Origin of the sequence: Dyadobacter sp. Leaf189 (assembly GCF_001424405.1) — a bacterium.
Taxonomy (GTDB): domain Bacteria; phylum Bacteroidota; class Bacteroidia; order Cytophagales; family Spirosomataceae; genus Dyadobacter.
Genome location: NZ_LMPS01000007.1, coordinates 183,122 through 201,676, shown reverse-complemented (window position 1 = coordinate 201,676; position 18,555 = coordinate 183,122). Strand labels below are relative to the sequence as shown.

Sequence of the window (18,555 nt, the reverse complement as noted above, 5' to 3'; positions counted from 1 at the left end):
CGTTTCATTTCATAAATTTGCGGTTTCGCATACTATAAAAAGCCAAACTATTAAGTCACTTTAAGCAATGATTTGCATGCAAAAGATGGGTACCCGGTCAATCGCGTTGATGTTGATTGTGTTGTTAGCGGCTACTTCATGTAGTAAGAACAAGAGACCTACCAGCTTAAAGCCCGGTAAGACAAGTTCGAAAACAGGATTGGCTTATAATGGCAAAGATGGTTTTGAAGTAAAGCAGTACAAAGCGCTACCCGCTGGCCCCGACCTCGTTTACATTGAAGGCGGCCGCTTTACGATGGGTTCTCTGGAAGAGGATGTAATGACAAGAAGGGATAACCCGAAAAGAACTGTCAGTATCCAATCTTTCTATATGGACCAGACAGAAGTGGCTAACGTCCACTATCTCGAATACTTAAATGCAGTTCAAAGAGATTCATCAGAAGAATTTTACACAAAAGCTTTACCTGATACAAATGTTTGGTTTAATGAGCTGTCATTCAACGACTCTTATGTAACCATGTACCTTCGTCACCCTGGCTTCCGTCTTTATCCGGTAGTTGGTGTTTCATGGGTTCAGGCAAATGATTACTGTGCTTGGCGTACAGCGGCAGTGAGCCAGGCTAACAACACAGCAGGCGCAGCAGCAGCAGGTGGCAAGAAGAAAAAGGGATTCTCTTTTGGTAAGAAGAAAAAAGCTGAGGGCGAAGCAGTTGCAACTGCCGAAGCAGCACCAGCTCCACAACTCAGAATTGAAAGTGGTTACGTAATGCCGCCTTACCGTCTACCAACAGAAGCGGAATTTGAATATGCGGCGATGGCGATGATCGGTACTCAGTATTCTGACGAAAACCAGTCGAATTCAAGAATTTACCCATGGGATGGTTCAACAATGCGCCAGCCTCGCGGCCGTAAACAGGGAACTATGCTTGCCAACTTCAAACGTGGTCCTGGTGATTACGCGGGTATCGCAGGTAAGTCAAATGACGGTGCTATTATTACGCAAGAAATTCGTTCATATCCTGCAAACGACAATGGATTGTACGATATGGCAGGTAACGTAAGCGAATGGGTTTATGACGTTTACCGTCCATTGTCAAACTCTGACGTGAACGATTTGAACTCCTTCCGTCGTGACGGTTACCAGGATGAAGCGAAAAGATACGATACTAAAAACTACAACTCACTTGTTGATGATAAGCTGAGAGTTTACAAAGGTGGTTCGTGGTCAGACGTTGCTTACTGGTTATCTCCCGGAACACGCCGTTACATGGATCAGGATTCTGCAACTGCAATGGTTGGTTTCCGTTGCGCGATGATCGCGACCGGCAGCCACAAAGAATAAGATTTAAATTGAATGCAAAAAAGCCGCTACCTCACCAGGTAGCGGCTTTTTCGTTTAATGCTGCGCCAATGCAATGGTAAGTATTACAAACTCCCGGCAACCCGCGTTGGTAAGTGTTTGTACACATTCTTCCAGTGTCGCGCCGGTCGTAAGTACATCGTCGATAATGATCACCTTCGAAACTTGCAGGTTCTTATCCGCTTCGAATACCCCTTTTACATTATCCCTGCGTTCGATCTTGTTCTTTCCTGTTTGTGTTTCTGTAAACTTCAAACGCTTCAATGCAGAAGCGGACCACGGAATGCCGGTCGCTCTGGAAAAGCCTTCCGCCAGCAAATCGCTTTGATTATAGCCGCGGGATTTCCTTTTACGGGCATGAAGCGGCACACTGATGATGAGGTCTACACCGGATAGCTGCTCGGAATCCTTCATCTCTTGTCCGAACATTTCTCCCAGTACTAACCCTACCTCCTGGTTTCCCCGGTATTTGAGTGCGTGTAACAGTTTCTGGACTTTACCTTTTTTGGTAAAAAGTAAAAATGAATGCGTAAAAACCACTGCCGGCTCATTGACAAACTTGTTTTGAAGAATCTCTTTCTGCAAACCCTGTGCGCCGATCCTGGGAAGGGAAATACGGCAGATCGTACACAAAGTTTGTTCGGATCCGATTAGCGGCTTGTCACAACCTGCACAGCAGCGTGGGAAAATAAGATCCAGTAAGTCCCTGAAAAATTGATTTAGCATCTATTTTTTGGTCTGAGATGGGGTTATTTGATCTGACTAAATAACTTTGGAAAGAAATTCTTACACTGATATGACAACATTGATAGTTAATGCACGCGTAGTAAATGAAAATACGGTTCAGGAATTAGACGTATTAATTCAAAATGGTCACATTAAAAGTGTAGGAAAAGATCTGCAGCACATTCCTGCGGACAAGGTTATCGACGCACGTGGCCAGTACCTGATGCCGGGTGTGATCGACGATCAGGTTCATTTCCGGGAACCAGGGCTTACTCACAAAGCAAACATTTACACAGAATCAAAGGCCGCAGTCGCCGGCGGGGTTACTTCCTTCATGGAAATGCCGAACACGGTACCCAACACGCTTACACAGCAATTGCTGGCAGATAAGTACCAGATCGCGTCCGAGACTTCACTCGCGAACTACTCCTTTTTCATGGGCGCTTCGAACGACAATTATGACGAAGTGATGAAAACGGATCCGACGCAGGTTTGTGGGATTAAAATATTCATGGGCTCTTCCACCGGTAACATGCTCGTGGATGCACCCGAAGTTTTAGAGAAGATTTTTGCGAATGCACCCTGTATTATAGCAACGCATTGCGAAGATGAACCAACAGTACGTCACCGGATGGAGCTGTTTAAAGAAAAGTACGGAGAGCATGTTCCCTACAATATTCACGCTTTGATCCGGAACGAAGAAGCCTGCCTGAAATCTTCTTCATTTGCTACCTCACTGGCTCACCAACATACAACCCGGCTGCACATTCTGCATATCTCGACCGGCGATGAAGTGCCACTTTTTGAGACCGGTATCCGGCGGGACGGAAGGATCTGGCTGCCTGATGGAGAATTGAAACTGGTAACCGCCGAAGCATGCGTGCATCACCTGTGGTTCGACGCAGAAGATTATCATACACTGGGCAACAAGATCAAATGCAACCCTGCCATTAAGGCACCACATCACAAAGAGACCATTTTGCAGGCGGTATTGGACAACAGGATCGATGTAATTGCTACCGACCATGCGCCGCATACCATTGAAGAAAAAGCCCAGCCTTACTGGCAGGCACCATCCGGACTTCCATTAGTACAGCATACCCTGAATGTAATGCTCGAACTGAGCGCAGCAGGCAAGATTTCCATTGAGCGCGTAGTTGAGAAAATGAGCCACGCGGTGGCGGATTGTTTCCAGATCAAAGACCGCGGCTATGTGCGTGAGGGATATAAGGCAGATCTGATCCTGGTAGACACGAATGCAACAACCCTGGTTGAGCCTGAAAATATTTATGCTAAATGCGGCTGGTCGCCATTCGAAGGAATGCAGTTTGGCTCGCTGGTTACCCACACATTTGTGTCGGGGCACCTGGTTTATGAAAACGGGAAATTTAACGAAGAAGTAAAAGGAGAACGGTTACTCTTTAACCGCTAGGTAATTGAAGTAGCTTTGGATTACATTCAGGTCGGCTTCGGTCCAATCGAGAGTAGGTAACTCTTCGGCTTTGAGCCAAACGATCTGTTCGTGTTCTGTGAGGGTTATCTGGGTGGTTTGAAGATTACAAACAAAGGGTACCAGGATGATTTCGCGCCAGCCCTGATCTTTTGAAGTAACCGGCAGCTTGTATAAAATGTCAATTTCGACATTCAGTTCCTCACGGATTTCGCGTACAAGCGCCTCTTCGTCGGATTCGTTTTGTTCAACTTTACCACCTGGAAACTCCCACTTCAAAGGGAATGAAAGCGCAGCATTGCGTTGGCCCGCCAATATCTTTCCTTCGTGTTCAATCACTGCACAGGGCACTCTCACAACCAATTTTTCCGGAACGAGCACTTCAATCATAGAGGCGGTTAGTAAATTTACCGCAAATTTACTACTTCTGTTCCTATTTTACATCTACATCCTGAAACTAAATATATTACAAGAATCAGAACAGCTCGCCTGATCTGTAAGTAGGAAGAATCCCTAGGTGTTTAAAAGCTTTTTCAGTCACCTCCCTGCCCCGCGAGGTTCTTTTCAGATAGCCTTCCTGGATCAGAAAAGGCTCGTAAACTTCTTCTATCGTCTCCGCTTCTTCGCCGCAGGCTGTTGCTATGGTGGATAACCCCACTGGTCCGCCTTTGAATTTCTGGATAATCGTACTCAGAATCCGGTTATCCATTTCATCCAAACCGTTCTGGTCCACATCAAGCGCCTGCAATGCAATTTCTGCAATCGCTACTGTGATCCGACCATTGCCTTTGACCTGTGCAAAATCCCTTGTCCGGCGGAGGAGGTTGTTGGCAATCCTGGGAGTACCCCGGCTTCGACGGGCAATTTCGTATGCTGCATCTTCTTCAAGCGGCGTTCCCAAAATTGCTGCTGAGCGTTTCAGGATAGATGACAGTAATTTCGCGTCATAATATTCCAGCCGCGCATTGATCCCGAAACGGGCCCGCAGCGGCGAAGTCAGCATTCCCGCCCGGGTAGTTGCGCCTATCAATGTAAATGGGTTCAGGCCGATCTGAATGCTGCGTGCATTCGGACCGCTGTCCAGCATGATATCGATTTTGTAATCCTCCATCGCCGAGTAAAGGTATTCTTCGACAATCGGATTGAGCCTGTGAATTTCATCTATAAACAACACATCGTGCTCCTGGAGATTAGTCAGCAAGCCGGCCAGATCACTGGGTTTGTCAAGGACCGGGCCCGAGGTAATCTTGATGTTCGAACCCAATTCATTGGCTACAATGTTCGATAGTGTGGTTTTGCCCAGTCCCGGAGGTCCGTGCAGCAACACGTGGTCCAAAGCATCACCCCTCTGCCGTGCCGCCTGAACGAAAATTTTCAGGTTTTCAAGAATTTTATCCTGCCCTGCAAAGTCGTCAAAAGTAAGCGGGCGCAATGCACGTTCAATTTCTTTTTCAGTATTGGAAAGCCCCTCTTTATCTCCTGACAAATAGTCCTGGCGCATAATAGAATATAATAGTATTGTTCAAAAATACCCGCCGCTGTTTATGCGCCGGGTATTTAGTATAACCAAAAATAGCTGTTTTAATCTGCAAAAAGAAGGATCAGCGGATCACCATAACCGATCCGCGCTTTACAGTTGGGGCGCGTTCGGGATAATACAGGCTCTCGTATGAAAGTACATAAGGATAAGCGCCAGGCTGTACTTTCTGCCCTTTGTAAGTACCGTCCCAGCGGTCTTCCAGGTTGTTGGTTGCGTAAATCACTTCCCCCCAACGGTTATAAATCCGTATTGAAAAGTTGGTATAATAAGCCCCGAAAATCTCGAGAATCTCATTGCGCCCCTCTCCATCCGGGGTAAATGCATCGGGAATAAAGAACCGCGGCTCGCACTTATCAACAACCTCGGTCGACTTCTCGGCGACGCAGCCTTCGGGGTTAGTAGCGCGTACAACATAGGTACCCTCCACATTTACGGTGATCGTACGCGTAGTATCGCCGGAAGCAGGCCACAGGTAGGAAAGTTGCCCCTGCCCGTTTGCATCCAGGATTACGGATTGTCCATCAGGAATACATATCGCATTTTCTGGCGCCAGATTGAGGATCGGCGAAGGAAGCTCTCCTACCCGAATGGTATCAGAGTTGTAGCAATCATTTCTGTCTTTTACAATCACGGTATAAGTTCCTGGCTGGCTGATCGTCACGTCGCGGGTTGTTTCTCCATTGCTCCAGTTAAATTCGATCCACCTGTCACTCACAACACCGAGTACAATGGAACTGTCGCGGCAAAGTGTAGTGTCAGGCCCGATGGAGAATGCGGGTGGGCGGCGCAGGGTAATCTGGATGGTATCAGCAGAATAACACTCTCCCTGAGGTCCGTTAAATGCTACCGCAATGTACTGCCCGGTTGCAGTTGCTCTGTAAGTTTTTTGACGGGATACAACTCTTCCCCTGCTGATCCAGGCATAAACTTCTGCTTCGACGCCCATATCCAACGGAACATAACTGCCGCAGGTATCTTTATCAGCGCCCAGATTGATCTGTGGAGGTGTTTCGTAAATGGTTACTTCCTGCACAATGATCGTGTCCTTGCATTTGTTGGCAGCGCGCATCCGGACCATATAAGTACCTGGCTGCGTATAAGTGTAAGTAGCCTGTGTTTCCTTGGAGGGAGCTGTAAAACTGCCATCTCCCAGAAAATCCCATTGATACGTATCTTCTATCGGGTCGCAAATAGGGCTGGCCTGAAAAGTTGTAGGCTCATTGGTACAAAAACCATCTGCCTCAAAGCCAGGACCAGATGATTCCTGGGTAAAATCCTGAACCATATTAGGTAGCCCGAGCTGACTGTTCCGCCCTCCCAGATTTACTCCGTCCCGTTCATATTCCACGCCGGTCAGCGAATTTCCCTCAGGTTCACCTATCACCGCCAGGTACTCACTGCCTTGGATAGCCATATAAATCCGCCCGTCCGGCCCGAACTGGAGCGCCCCGAATTTCCGTGTTGCCGAGCTGTCGATCGTTATTGCTGTTTCCGTGAGCAAGCTGTCCGGCAATGTGAGATCGTATTGCTTCAGATAAGAACTTGTCCCATTCTCGCCAGTGAACGAAATGTACATTTTTTCACCGCTGGGCGAAAATTCAATTCCGTAGGCGGTTGGAGGCGCAGGCCCGAGGTCAACTGTTTTGTCGTGCGTAAGCGTACCTGTCGAATCATTAAAATAGAACAGATCGACATAGTTTTTGGGCGGCCCGGGGATAATCACAGCAAGCCTCCTTTGACCGGTTGAGCTGTCGGGTGATGAAAATTTCATGTAACCTTCCGCCTTATGCAGACTGTCGTGCGCCATTCCAAGATCGAACGTTCCGCTCTCGTTCAACCCGCCGTCAGTTGCGTGAAAAACGCGGAACTTATTGGTGCCATAATCGTGAGAAATAACCCAGTAAGTCGAGTCGCGATCATTACGTGCGGAGACTATACGTTCAGTAGTTGGCGTTTGAAGTGTGGTATTCTGCTCGATAATTGCGCCAAGTCCGTTGTTCCTGCGCATATCTACTACACTTACCGTCAATAGCTTTTCACCATTGATATCTGATGTTGTAAACACATTAAAAAGGTATTCACAACCCTTACAGGTAGGCTGCGGGACGATGAGTACCGATTGTGTCGAGTTCGGACTTCCTTTTAAAGGCGCACAATTCCCCGGACTAAAACACGGCATAACGTCGCCATTCTTATTCCAGACCGTTATACCATCCGAATAAAACAGCAGTTGTCCTTTCGAGTTGGCAATGGAGGATGTACCCTCGGGTGTATTGACTTTCCCGTCTGTGATTGGTGTAGGGGGAGAATTTGAAAAATCAAGGCCCGCATTTCCACCAAAATACCATTTTGCACCTTCCTGAGCAGAAGGCTCCATACAAATCTTCACATTGACACGGTCCTGTATCTTACATCCATTGGGCAAAATTACCTCGACAGAGTAACAACCCGAGCTGTCGACATTCAATGTCTGCGTCGTATCGCCCTTAGGATACCAGACGAATCTGGCCCCCGCAGGCGCGCCGTTCGGATAAGGATCAAGAATGAGGGTATCTCCCGGGCAAATGGTAGTATCCGTTTTCCATTCCTGGAAAGCCGGAGGGAGCTCGCCGATCTGAATAACCTGCGAAACCGTTTGCTGCGTACCGCCTCTGATTGTGCGGGTTAATGTAACTGTATAAGCGCCGGGCGCCATATACGAATGCTGCGGGTTACGCCGCGTATCTGTCGCCGCACCTTCGCCAAAACTCCACCGCCACGCTGTGGCTGTACTTAACGTATCCCTGAATGAAGTAGAATCTGCTTCACAGTCGGGGTTTTGCATACACTGACCTTCCACCAAAAATTGCGCCTGTGCCTTTGCGTACCCTGTTGAGAGCAGCGTAAGGAAGAAAAAAGCACAAAAAATTTGTTGGTACCTATTATAAAATCGCCCCATGTTTCGTTAACTGTTCAAACACCCCTGTCCACCACATTCGATATTCAGATTACCCGACAATACTAACGAAAATAAAATGTTAAAATTTTGTGCGGGAAAGTCGTAAAAACCACTCTAATTTGAATATTAATACGCAATTAGAAGACATTTTGTGAAAATTAAATCGGGCAAATATTTACGGCCCTTAACCTAACTGCCACCCGCGTGGCGGATGCAAGTTAAATATATGATCAAGCGTTTACTTTGCCTTTTTATACTGACACTGGTTTGCATTGATGGTTGGAGTCAGGACCCACAATTTTCACAGTTTTATGCAAACCCATTGTACCTTAACCCCGCACTGGCGGGTGGAGCGCTTGCGCCCCGGGCTACGGTAAACTACCGGAACCAGTGGCCTTCCCTTTCAGCCAATTTCGTTACAACTTCTTTCGGGGCTGATGCATTTTTTTCTAATGTGAACAGCGGAGTTGGTGTGCTTGTAACAATGGACAGCCAGGGACTGGGTAATTTGAAATCGACGGAAGCCGCACTGCAATATTCCTATCAGATCCAGTTTAATGAGCTGACTTCGCTCAGGTTGGGGATACAGGGAGGATTTGCTTCACGTACACTTGATTACTTCGGACTTACGTTTGGCGATCAATATGATAATGGCGGTTTGACGGGAAATCCTTCCGGGGATCCTTTTGCACAGGGCGGCCCGAACGTTTTTTATGCAGATTTCGGCGCCGGGGCAATGCTTTACTCGGACTGGTACTGGGCAGGTATTTCGGCCCACCATTTGAACAGGCCCAATCAGGCATTTTCAGGATTGACAGATGCGAGGCTGCCTGTAAAGGCGAGCTTGCAAGCTGGTTTGCGCATTCCTTTTGCCGGATACACTTTCCTGGGAGACGAAATTGATAAAGAAAAGACCATTTCTCCTGCTATTATGTACAAAAAGCAGGGTAAGTACGATCAGTTTGACGCGGGATTGTATGTGACACTCGAGCCGCTGGTTTTGGGCGCCTGGTACCGCGGGATACCTTTTAAAAAGTATGCACAGAACATCAATAACCACGAGTCGCTGATATTTCTCGCCGGTTTCCGTCAGGATAAATTCTCCATTGGTTACAGCTATGACCTGACAATCTCTACACTTGGCGCTGGCAGTGGCGGTGCGCACGAGATTTCACTCTCCTACGTTTTCCCTCCTCTTGAACCTAAGCAGAGGCGAAGCAGAAGCAGCAAAAAGCAGCTTTCCTGCCCGAAATTCTAACTCCATTTTTTGGTAAAATAATGCGGGAAACCGGTGGGTATAGATGAAACCCGCAGGTCTTTCCTGTGTAACAATTACTATATATTAACCTATCATTTCATCATGTTCAAAGTTTCTAAAAATGGCATATACGTCACATTATGCCTGTTTTTTTGTACCACAATTCTATTTGCAGCTGCCCCGAAAAGAGAATTTTACGAGATCAAAATCTACCATGTGAAAGATGCTGATCAGGCTTCGCGAATAGACAACTACCTGAAAGATGCATACATCCCAGCGATGCACCGGGCCGGTATCAAAAACGTGGGTGTATTTAAGCCAGTGGCAAGCGACACCGCAGCCGGTAAACTTATTTACGTATTCACTCCGTTGAAGTCGCTGGAACAACTGGTGGACCTTCCGAAAGTACTTGGCAAAGATGCCGCTTATCTCGCAGCCGGAAAGGATTATATCGATGCTGAATACAAGAACCCGCCTTACATTCGGATCAGATCGACTGTATTGAGAGCTTTTGAAAACAGCCCGATGATGAAAAAACCGGATCTTACTTCACCAAAAAGTGAGCGGATCTATGAGCTGAGAAGCTATGAAGGTCACACAGAAAAGATCTACTGGAACAAGGTAAAGCAATTCAATGCAGGTAACGAAATTGGGATTTTTGCGCGCCTGGGCTTCAATGCGGTATTTTATGGTGAAGTAATCGCCGGATCGACCATGCCGAACCTGATGTACCTGACTACATTTTCTGACAAAGCTTCACGGGATGCGCACTGGAAATCGTTCAGCGATGATGCTGAATGGGGAAAAGTGAAATCAATGCCTGAGTACCAGAATAATGTATCTAAAAACGTAACATTGTTCCTGTTCCCTACTGATTATTCAGATATCTGATCAGAAATCATATAAAAAAGAGGGTGCAGTTGGTATGAAGCCAAATTGCACCCTCTTTTCGTTTTTACTGGATCAACCTTTTACTGCATTAATCACCGCACGCACACTTCCATGTTTGCTTAACAGTGACTCAGCTTCGTCGGGCGAAATATTGAGTTCTTCTATAATCATACGCACAGCCCGATCTACGAGCTTTTCATTCGTAAGCTGCATATCTACCATTTTATTGCCTTTCACTTTTCCCAGCCGGATCATTACGGCAGTCGAGATCATATTCAATGCCAACTTTTGTGCAGTCCCCGATTTCATGCGCGTGCTGCCGGTCAGAAACTCCGGACCTACTACTATCTCGACGGGGAACTCCGCTGCTTCGGCCACCTTGGAACCTGCGTTGCAAACTACACAGCCAGTCAGCAAACCTGCCTGACGTGCTGCATTCAATCCGCCAATTACATAAGGTGTACGGCCTGATGCAGCAATCCCTATTAATGTATCATTTTCAGATGGTTTATACGGTGCAAGATCTTTCCATGCCTGCTCACTATCATCTTCCGCATTCTCAACGGCCTTTCTGATCGCGGTATCACCTCCGGCTATAATCCCGACCACGAGGTCGAAAGGAACGCCGAAAGTAGGCGGACATTCAGATGCGTCCACTACTCCCAACCTCCCGCTCGTACCTGCTCCAATATAGAACAACCGGCCTCCCGCCTGCATTCTTGGTACGATCTGCTCAACCAGCGCCTCTATCTGGGGGATTGCTTTATTGACAGCAAACGGTACTGTCTGGTCCTCAGCGTTAATGGATGTCAGCAGTTCATTGACACTCATTTTTTCAAGGTCGTGGTAATGGGATGAAGATTCGGTAGTTAGCATGATGCTCGGGATTGTTTCTTTTCAAAATTAAAAGTTTTCCTATTACAAAGCTTTTGTTCCAACAAATTTGGTACTTATTGAAGATTATGAACAAAAAAGTGACTTAATGTTTGGAAAATAGAAAGATACCCTTCTAATTTGTGTCACCAAGCAGAAAGTAGCGAAATTTCGCTGCGCTTGTAAATTCCGCTATGAAAAACACAACAATCATTCTAAGTCTTCGAATTGTCACGCTCTTTGCGTGAGTGAGGAAAGACTATATAGTTCGGCACCTCACTCACAACAGAGTGAGGTGTTTTTATTTAATACAATAAATCACCATGTCTGAACTGAACAAATTTTCAAAAACCCTGACGCAGGAAGTTACCAATCCGGCAGCACAGGCAATGCTTTATGGAATTGGCCTGAAAGAAGAAGATTTTGCCAAACCGCAAATCGGGATTGCAAGTACCGGCTACGAAGGAAACCCGTGCAATATGCACTTAAACGGACTTTCCGTGTATGTAAAGCAGGGCGTAACTGCCAATGACATGGTGGGTCTGATATTCAATACGATTGGAGTTTCTGATGGTATGACCAATGGAAATGACGGTATGCGTTACTCACTACCGAGCCGCGATATCATTGCAGACTCTATTGAAACCGTGGTTTCGGCACAATGGTACGACGGCGTAATTGCAGTTGTGGGTTGTGATAAAAATATGCCTGGTGCCGTAATGGCGATGGCGCGCCTGGATCGCCCGGCTATTATGGTTTATGGCGGAACAATCCGCTCAGGCCACTACAAAGGTCAAAAGCTGGATATTGTTTCGGCATTTGAAGCTTTGGGTAAGAAGTTTGCGAACAACATTTCTGACGAAGATTTCAAAGGTGTAATCCAGAACTCGATCCCGGGGCAAGGCGCTTGCGGCGGAATGTACACCGCTAATACCATGGCAGCTTCGATTGAAGCAATGGGGCTTAGTCTTCCTTTCAGCAGCTCTTACCCTGCCACCCACGAAGGCAAGCAGGAGGAATGCAAGAAGATCGGATCAGCAATGAAAAAGCTTCTTGAACTCAATATTACACCTAAGGAAATTATTACTAAAAAGTCCCTTGAAAACGCATTGACGGTAGTAATGGCGCTCGGCGGCTCTACGAATGCAGCGCTGCACTTCCTTGCAATTGCACGCTCGGCCGGACTTTGGTTGACATTGAATGACATTCAGGAGATTTCCGACAGAACTCCATTTATCGCCGACCTGAAACCAAGCGGTAAATATTATATGGAGGATATCCTTGCAATAGGCGGAGTACCTGCTATCACCAAGTATTTATACTCTCAGGGCCTGATCCACGGCGACTGCATTACTGTAACCGGAAAAACGGTGGCAGAAAACCTGGCAGAAGCGCCGGATCTTGATTTTGAAGCACAGAAAATGGTTTTCCCGATTGAACAGGCAATTAAGCCAACGGGACACATCCAGATTATGTATGGTAACCTCGCACCCACCGGCGCAGTAGCCAAGATCACCGGTAAAGAGGGCTTAACCTTTGACGGCGAAGCGAAAGTATGTGAACATGAATCGGAAATCATTACCATGCTGTCGAACCACGAAATAAAGCCCGGACACGTAGTAGTGATCCGCAACGCGGGACCGAAAGGCGGACCTGGAATGTCGGAAATGCTTAAACCTACCTCTGCTGTAATGGGCGCGGGTCTTGGTGATAAAATTGCATTAATTACCGACGGACGTTTCTCTGGAGGTACACACGGGTTTGTGGTAGGTCACATTACACCGGAAGCATTTGACGGAGGGCCAATTGCATTGGTAAAAGATGGTGACCGGATTACTATTGACGCAAACACGCGTGAATTGACCCTGCATATCTCCGATGAAGAAATGGCCGCCCGGAAAGCAGAATGGGTACAACCTGCACCGAAGTTTACCAAGGGAATGCTCGGAAGATATATCCGCACAGTGAAATCAGCCAGCGAAGGTTGCGTGACCGACGAGGCTTAAACTTGCAGAGTATGGCAGCGGAAGAATTCAAGTTGGACAGGACAGCATTTCACGCCGGAACACATTGCGAAACGGAACAATATTATTCAAAAATGCAGCCTAAAACAGGAAAAGAGAGATTGGAGGCTGCCCATTATCTGAATAGCATTGCTTTTCAATTTGACTTGAAAAATCCGCCGAAATTGGACCGAACGGCCTTTTCAATGAGAAAACATACTTTGTAATGGCCAATATCTTCAACGATGATTTTCAGGAGTTTCTGAAATCGCTCAATGAAACAGAGGTTGAATACATATTGGTTGGGGGTTATTCTGTCATTCTTCACGGGTATTCACGTACTACAGGTGATATGGATATCTGGGTCAGGAAAACGAAGGAAAATCATTCAAAACTGACCAGGGCTTTTAGGAAATTCGGAATGCCTTTGTTTGATATGACAGAGAAAAATTTTTTAGAAAATCCTGATTTTGATGTTTTTACGTTCGGCAGAGTTCCTGTTTCAATTGACATTATCACAAATTTGAAGGGACTGGAATTTGAAACTGCGAACGAAAATGCTTCGGATTATTTAGTGGAAGATTTGAAGATCAGGTTGATCAATTACCACGATTTAATTAAAGCGAAAAAGGCGGCAGGAAGGCCAAGAGATATTAATGATATTGAAAATCTTGAAAATTCGTCAGACAAATAAATAGAGGAGTCATGGAATTTAATGAAAATCAAACCGAAACAGTCCAGATCGCGGAACCGGCGGCGACTGTTGCCAAGCCGGAACTGATCAATGGATCTCACGCGGTGATCAGGTCATTAATCGAAGAGGGAGTTGACACTATTTTCGGGTACCCTGGTGGAGCGATCATGCCTGTCTACGACGCGATTTATGACTATCAGGAAAGCATTGACCACATTCTCGTACGTCACGAACAAGGCGCGGCGCATGCTGCAGAAGGATATGCACGTGTGAGCGGTAAGGTTGGGGTTTGCCTTGTTACGTCCGGACCTGGCGCCACAAACCTGGTAACCGGCATTGCCGATGCGATTATCGATTCAACGCCGCTGGTTTGCGTGGTTGGACAGGTAGCTGCGCATTTGCTTGGTACCGACGCATTCCAGGAAACGGATGTAATTGGTATTACGATCCCCATTACTAAATGGAATTACCAGATTACCCGGGCGGATGAAATTCCGGAGATCATGGCCAAAGCATTTTACATTGCCAAATCAGGACGTCCGGGACCAGTTCTGATCGACATTACCAAGAATGCTCAAAACGAGCTGATGTCGAAAGCGTTTTCTTATAAAAAATGTGAAAACCTGATCAGCTACCGCCCGCGCCTCGCGCCGAAAACGGAGCAGGTAGAAGCTGCTGCAAAACTGATCAATGAAGCCAAAAAGCCGTTTCTCTTTGTGGGTCACGGCGTGCGGATTTCACACGCGGAAAACGAATTGATCCAATTCATTGAAAAAACTGATATCCCTGCCGCATCAACCCTGCTGGGCCTCTCGTCTGTCTCGGTGGACCACCCTAATTATGTGGGCTGGCTGGGCATGCACGGTAACTATGGTACCAACGTACTTACAAACCAATGCGATTTGATCATTGCTGTCGGAATGCGTTTCGATGACAGGGTAACAGGCGATGTAAGCCGTTATGCCAAACAGGCGAAAGTGGTCCATATCGAGATAGATCCCGCAGAAATTGATAAAATCGTCAAGGCAGATGCACCCGTAGTTGGAGATGCGAAACTTGCGCTCGAAATGCTGCTCCCGTTGGTAAAGGAGAATGATCACAAAAGCTGGATTGCTGAGTTCAAGAAGTTTGATGTGATTGAAAATGAAAAAATCACACAACCTGAGCTCGCTCCCACCACAGAGAAAATCAAAATGGCGGAGGTAATCCGTACACTTTCAGATAAAACGAAGGGAGAGGCTGTAGTTTTGGCAGATGTGGGCCAGCATCAGATGATGACTGCTAGATACTACCAATTCAAAAAGCCGAATTCGTTTATTACCTCGGGCGGTTTGGGTACAATGGGTTATGCATTACCAGCCGCATTCGGAGCGAAGGTGGGAGCTCCTGATCGTGAGGTCGTTGCATTCATTGGTGACGGGTGTTTCCAGATGACAATCCAGGAGCTGGGTACCATTGCGCAAAGCGGACTTCCTGTGAAGATTATCATTCTGAATAATAATTTCCTTGGAATGGTACGCCAGTGGCAGCAGCTTTTCCATCAGAAAAGATACTCATTCGTAGAGCTGCAAAACCCGGATTTCATCACCATTGCAAAAGGTTTTGGAATAAATGGACATACATGCAGCAGCCGCGACAACCTGCAGGATTCACTGGATACACTGCTCGCTTCTGACAAACCTTATCTTCTGGAGGTGATTGTTGAAAATGAAGAAAATGTGTTTCCTATGGTACCTACCGGTGCCTGTGTGTCGGATATCAGATTAGAATAAACAGGAAAATATCGCAACTATGACAACATACACCATTTGCGTTTTCACGGAAAATACGATTGGTATTCTTAACAAGATTACCACTATCCTAACACGCAGGCGGATCAACATCGACAGTTTAACTGTTTCTGAGACAGAACGAAAGGGTATCTCCCGCTTTACTATCGTTATCCGGCATGATTCGAGAGAAGCTGTTGAAAAGCTCGTCCGCCAGATCCGGAAAGTAGTAGAAGTACTCGCTGTTTTCGGATATTTGAACGATGATATCGCTTATAATGAAATCGCATTGTTCAAGGTTTCTACACCGATTGGGGCAAAACCCATTGATATAGAAACCATTAACAAGGTTTACAAAGCGTGGGTTGTTTACTGGCACCTTACCTATGTAATCATTCAGAAAACCGGTACCGAGGAAGAAATATTTGAATTCTTCGACTACATCAAACCGCATGAGATTCTTGAATTTGTAAGATCCGGCAGAGTAGCGGTAAGTAAATCACCTCAGACGCTGGTGGATTATCTTCCGGAGGCGGAGTGGGAGTATTACCAATAGCATTACCTCTTTATAATTATCCTTTTTTAATCGTAATAAATCAATTTAACCAATAATCAATGGCAAAATTAAATTTTGGCGGGGTCGAAGAAGAAGTAGTAACCCGTGAAGAATTTCCTCTTGAAAAAGCGCGTGAAGTACTTTCTAGTGAAACTATAGCTGTAATCGGTTACGGTGTACAAGGTCCGGGCCAAAGCCTGAATATGCGTGATAACGGTTTCAATGTAATCGTTGGTCAGCGCCAGGGTGGTAAATCATGGGACAAAGCTGTTGCTGACGGCTGGGTGCCTGGTGAAACTCTTTTCGATATCGAAGAAGCGCTTTCAAAAGGAACTATCATTTGCTACCTGCTTTCTGACGCCGCTCAGATTGAACTTTGGCCAACTGTTAAAAAGCACCTGACTCCGGGAAAATCACTTTATTTCTCACACGGCTTCGGTGTTACTTACAAAGATCAGACTGGCATTATTCCTCCTGCTGATGTGGATGTTTACCTTGTTGCTCCAAAAGGATCAGGTACTTCACTTCGCCGCCTGTTTGTAGAAGGCAAAGGCTTGAACTCTTCTTTCGCTGTATTCCAGGATGCAACCGGCAAAGCGCGTGAGAAATGCATCGCAATGGGTATCGGTGTAGGTTCAGGATATTTGTTTGAAACTGATTTCTACCGTGAAGTAACATCCGACCTTACTGGCGAGCGTGGTACTTTAATGGGTGCTATTCAGGGTATCTTCGCTGCTCAGTATGAGGTACTTCGTTCCAATGGACACACTCCATCAGAAGCATTCAACGAAACAGTTGAAGAATTGACACAATCATTGATGCCGCTTGTTGCTGAAAATGGAATGGACTGGATGTATGCCAACTGCTCAACTACCGCGCAACGCGGTGCATTGGACTGGTGGAAACCTTTCCGTGACGCTACCAAGCCTGTTTTCGAGCAACTTTACAACTCGGTAAAAAGCGGCGAGCAAGCTAATATTTCCATCACACGTAACTCTCAACCAGATTACCGCGTGAAACTGGAAGAGGAATTGGCTGAGCTTCGCGAATCTGAAATGTGGAAAGCCGGCACAACTGTTCGCAGCCTGCGCCCAGAAAATAACTAATCAAAACTCAATCGAGAACCGGCGGCTGAAGCCGCCGGCAATTGATTAAACGAGATCAATTACCGTTGGCTTCTAGCCGGCGGTACCGAAAAAACAAGAGCTTTGCGATTGCAAGGCTTTTTTCTTTACAAGCAATGGAAACAGTGCATTCAACTCCTACACTAGATAATATATTTCTGGCTGCCGAAAGGTTGCGCGGGATCATTAATCACACACCAATATTGTATAATGCACATTTGTCGGAGCAGTATGAGGCTAATATTTACCTCAAACGGGAAGATCTGCAAACGGTACGCTCATACAAAATTCGCGGTGCATATAACAAAATGGCAAGCTTGTCTGCTGCTGAGCTGGCGAATGGGATTGTGTGCGCAAGCGCAGGTAACCACGCCCAGGGAGTTGCTTATGCCTGCCGGAAAATGGAAGTAAAAGGCGCGATTTTCATGCCTACTACAACGCCCGCACAGAAGATCAAACAGGTAAGACTTTTTGGTAAAGAATGGATAGAAATTCACCTGGTAGGCGATACTTACGATGATGCTTACTACGCTTCCAAAGATTATCAGACAACCAACAATGCAGTCTTCGTGCATCCATTTGACGACTTACAGGTGATTGAAGGCCAGGGGACCGTAGGGCTGGAAATTTTCAAGGATGCGGATTTTAAAATAGATTATCTGTTAATGGCAATCGGAGGCGGCGGCCTGGCTTCCGGCATTTCGACTGTTTTTAAACAATTATCTCCCAAAACGCAGCTGATCGGCGTCGAACCCGAAGGTTCTCCCACCATGAAAAGGTCCATCGAGGAAGGCCAGGTCGTGACTTTGGACCATATTGATAAGTTTGTCGACGGCGCTGCTGTGCGTCGGGCAGGTGATCTGACTTTCCAAATATGTCGCGATAGCCTGGACAAAATCCTGCTTATTCCTGAGGGCAAAGTTTGCTCCTCCATTTTGCAGCTTTATAATGAGGAAGCAATCGTAGCTGAGCCTGCGGGCGCACTGACCGTAGCGGCACTCGACCTGATCAGGGAAGAGATAAAAGGTAAGAATGTGGTTTTACTGATCAGCGGCGGCAATAATGATATTACGCGAACGGAAGAGATCAAGGAAAGATCACTTTTGTTTGAAGGATTAAAGCATTACTTCATCATCCGTTTCCCACAACGTTCCGGTGCATTCCGTGAATTTTTGAATGTCCTAGGACCCAATGACGACATTGCGCGTTTTGAGTACGTAAAGAAAACCAACCGGGAGCAGGGCCCTGCATTGGTAGGAATTGAATTGAAGAACCGCGAAGATTTTGCGCCGCTCATCGAACGAATGGACGCGAACAGGGTTGTGTACGAATACCTCAATGATCAGCCGGATTTGTTTCAGTTTATGGTTTAG

General features: G+C 46.5%; 15 protein-coding genes. 10 read left to right on the top strand and 5 right to left on the bottom strand.

The features are described 5' to 3' along the window. Nucleotides 1–76: 76 nt before the first annotated feature. Nucleotides 77–1,342, top strand: a complete 1,266-nt coding sequence (gene gldJ, locus ASG33_RS22420; protein ID WP_056290973.1) for a gliding motility lipoprotein GldJ — start codon at nucleotides 77–79, stop codon at nucleotides 1,340–1,342. Between the two features lie 54 nt (nucleotides 1,343–1,396). Here gldJ and ASG33_RS22415 read toward each other — a convergent pair whose 3' ends face one another. After that, on the bottom strand, nucleotides 1,397–2,086 hold the full coding sequence (locus ASG33_RS22415; RefSeq protein WP_056290971.1) for a ComF family protein: 690 nt from the start codon (nucleotides 2,084–2,086) through the stop codon (nucleotides 1,397–1,399). Nucleotides 2,087–2,156: 70 nt separating this feature from the next. Here ASG33_RS22415 and ASG33_RS22410 point away from each other — a divergent pair, with 70 nt between their 5' ends. Further along, on the top strand, nucleotides 2,157–3,518 hold the full coding sequence (locus ASG33_RS22410; protein WP_056290968.1) for a dihydroorotase: 1,362 nt from the start codon (nucleotides 2,157–2,159) through the stop codon (nucleotides 3,516–3,518). Here the strand turns inward: ASG33_RS22410 and ASG33_RS22405 are convergent. From ASG33_RS22405 to ASG33_RS22395, 3 genes are all read right to left on the bottom strand, one after another. Next, the gene (locus ASG33_RS22405; protein ID WP_056290966.1) at nucleotides 3,501–3,926 is read right to left on the bottom strand and encodes a (deoxy)nucleoside triphosphate pyrophosphohydrolase; all 426 of its coding nucleotides are present in this window, start codon (nucleotides 3,924–3,926) and stop codon (nucleotides 3,501–3,503) included. The two genes, ASG33_RS22410 and ASG33_RS22405, sit on opposite strands and share 18 nt — an antisense overlap. A gap of 85 nt (nucleotides 3,927–4,011) precedes the next feature. Next, a complete protein-coding gene (gene ruvB / locus ASG33_RS22400) occupies nucleotides 4,012–5,037 on the bottom strand; it encodes a Holliday junction branch migration DNA helicase RuvB (RefSeq protein WP_056290964.1) in 1,026 nt (341 codons plus the stop codon). Nucleotides 5,038–5,137: 100 nt separating this feature from the next. Continuing rightward, nucleotides 5,138–7,900 (bottom strand): PKD domain-containing protein, encoded by a 2,763-nt coding sequence (locus tag ASG33_RS22395; RefSeq protein ID WP_229238809.1) that lies wholly within the window; start codon nucleotides 7,898–7,900, stop codon nucleotides 5,138–5,140. Between the two features lie 340 nt (nucleotides 7,901–8,240). Here ASG33_RS22395 and ASG33_RS22390 point away from each other — a divergent pair, with 340 nt between their 5' ends. Continuing rightward, nucleotides 8,241–9,272 (top strand): type IX secretion system membrane protein PorP/SprF, encoded by a 1,032-nt coding sequence (locus ASG33_RS22390; protein WP_056291193.1) that lies wholly within the window; start codon nucleotides 8,241–8,243, stop codon nucleotides 9,270–9,272. A 102-nt stretch (nucleotides 9,273–9,374) separates the two neighbouring features. Continuing rightward, nucleotides 9,375–10,163 carry an NIPSNAP family protein gene (locus ASG33_RS22385; RefSeq protein WP_056290962.1) on the top strand — a complete coding sequence of 263 codons (789 nt, stop codon included), beginning with the start codon at nucleotides 9,375–9,377 and terminating at the stop codon, nucleotides 10,161–10,163. A gap of 72 nt (nucleotides 10,164–10,235) precedes the next feature. Here ASG33_RS22385 and murQ read toward each other — a convergent pair whose 3' ends face one another. After that, nucleotides 10,236–11,039, bottom strand: a complete 804-nt coding sequence (murQ, locus tag ASG33_RS22380) for an N-acetylmuramic acid 6-phosphate etherase (RefSeq protein WP_056290960.1) — start codon at nucleotides 11,037–11,039, stop codon at nucleotides 10,236–10,238. Between the two features lie 320 nt (nucleotides 11,040–11,359). On the opposite strand from murQ, the gene ilvD reads away from it, so the two are divergent. The 6 genes from ilvD to ilvA all read left to right on the top strand — a co-directional run bounded on the left by ilvD (nucleotide 11,360) and on the right by ilvA (nucleotide 18,555). Continuing rightward, a complete protein-coding gene (ilvD, locus tag ASG33_RS22375) occupies nucleotides 11,360–13,042 on the top strand; it encodes a dihydroxy-acid dehydratase (protein ID WP_056290958.1) in 1,683 nt (560 codons plus the stop codon). Between the two features lie 223 nt (nucleotides 13,043–13,265). Beyond that, complete coding sequence (locus ASG33_RS22365) at nucleotides 13,266–13,733, top strand: nucleotidyltransferase (protein ID WP_056290954.1); 468 nt, start codon at nucleotides 13,266–13,268, stop codon at nucleotides 13,731–13,733. Nucleotides 13,734–13,744: 11 nt separating this feature from the next. Next, nucleotides 13,745–15,505: a biosynthetic-type acetolactate synthase large subunit gene (gene ilvB, locus ASG33_RS22360; protein WP_056290951.1), complete on the top strand. Its 1,761-nt coding sequence runs from the start codon at nucleotides 13,745–13,747 to the stop codon at nucleotides 15,503–15,505. A gap of 19 nt (nucleotides 15,506–15,524) precedes the next feature. Then, on the top strand, nucleotides 15,525–16,058 hold the full coding sequence (gene ilvN, locus ASG33_RS22355) for an acetolactate synthase small subunit (protein WP_056290949.1): 534 nt from the start codon (nucleotides 15,525–15,527) through the stop codon (nucleotides 16,056–16,058). Nucleotides 16,059–16,117: 59 nt separating this feature from the next. After that, complete coding sequence (gene ilvC, locus ASG33_RS22350; RefSeq protein ID WP_056290947.1) at nucleotides 16,118–17,164, top strand: ketol-acid reductoisomerase; 1,047 nt, start codon at nucleotides 16,118–16,120, stop codon at nucleotides 17,162–17,164. 134 nt (nucleotides 17,165–17,298) lie between these two features. Beyond that, on the top strand, nucleotides 17,299–18,555 hold the full coding sequence (gene ilvA, locus ASG33_RS22345) for a threonine ammonia-lyase (RefSeq protein WP_056290945.1): 1,257 nt from the start codon (nucleotides 17,299–17,301) through the stop codon (nucleotides 18,553–18,555).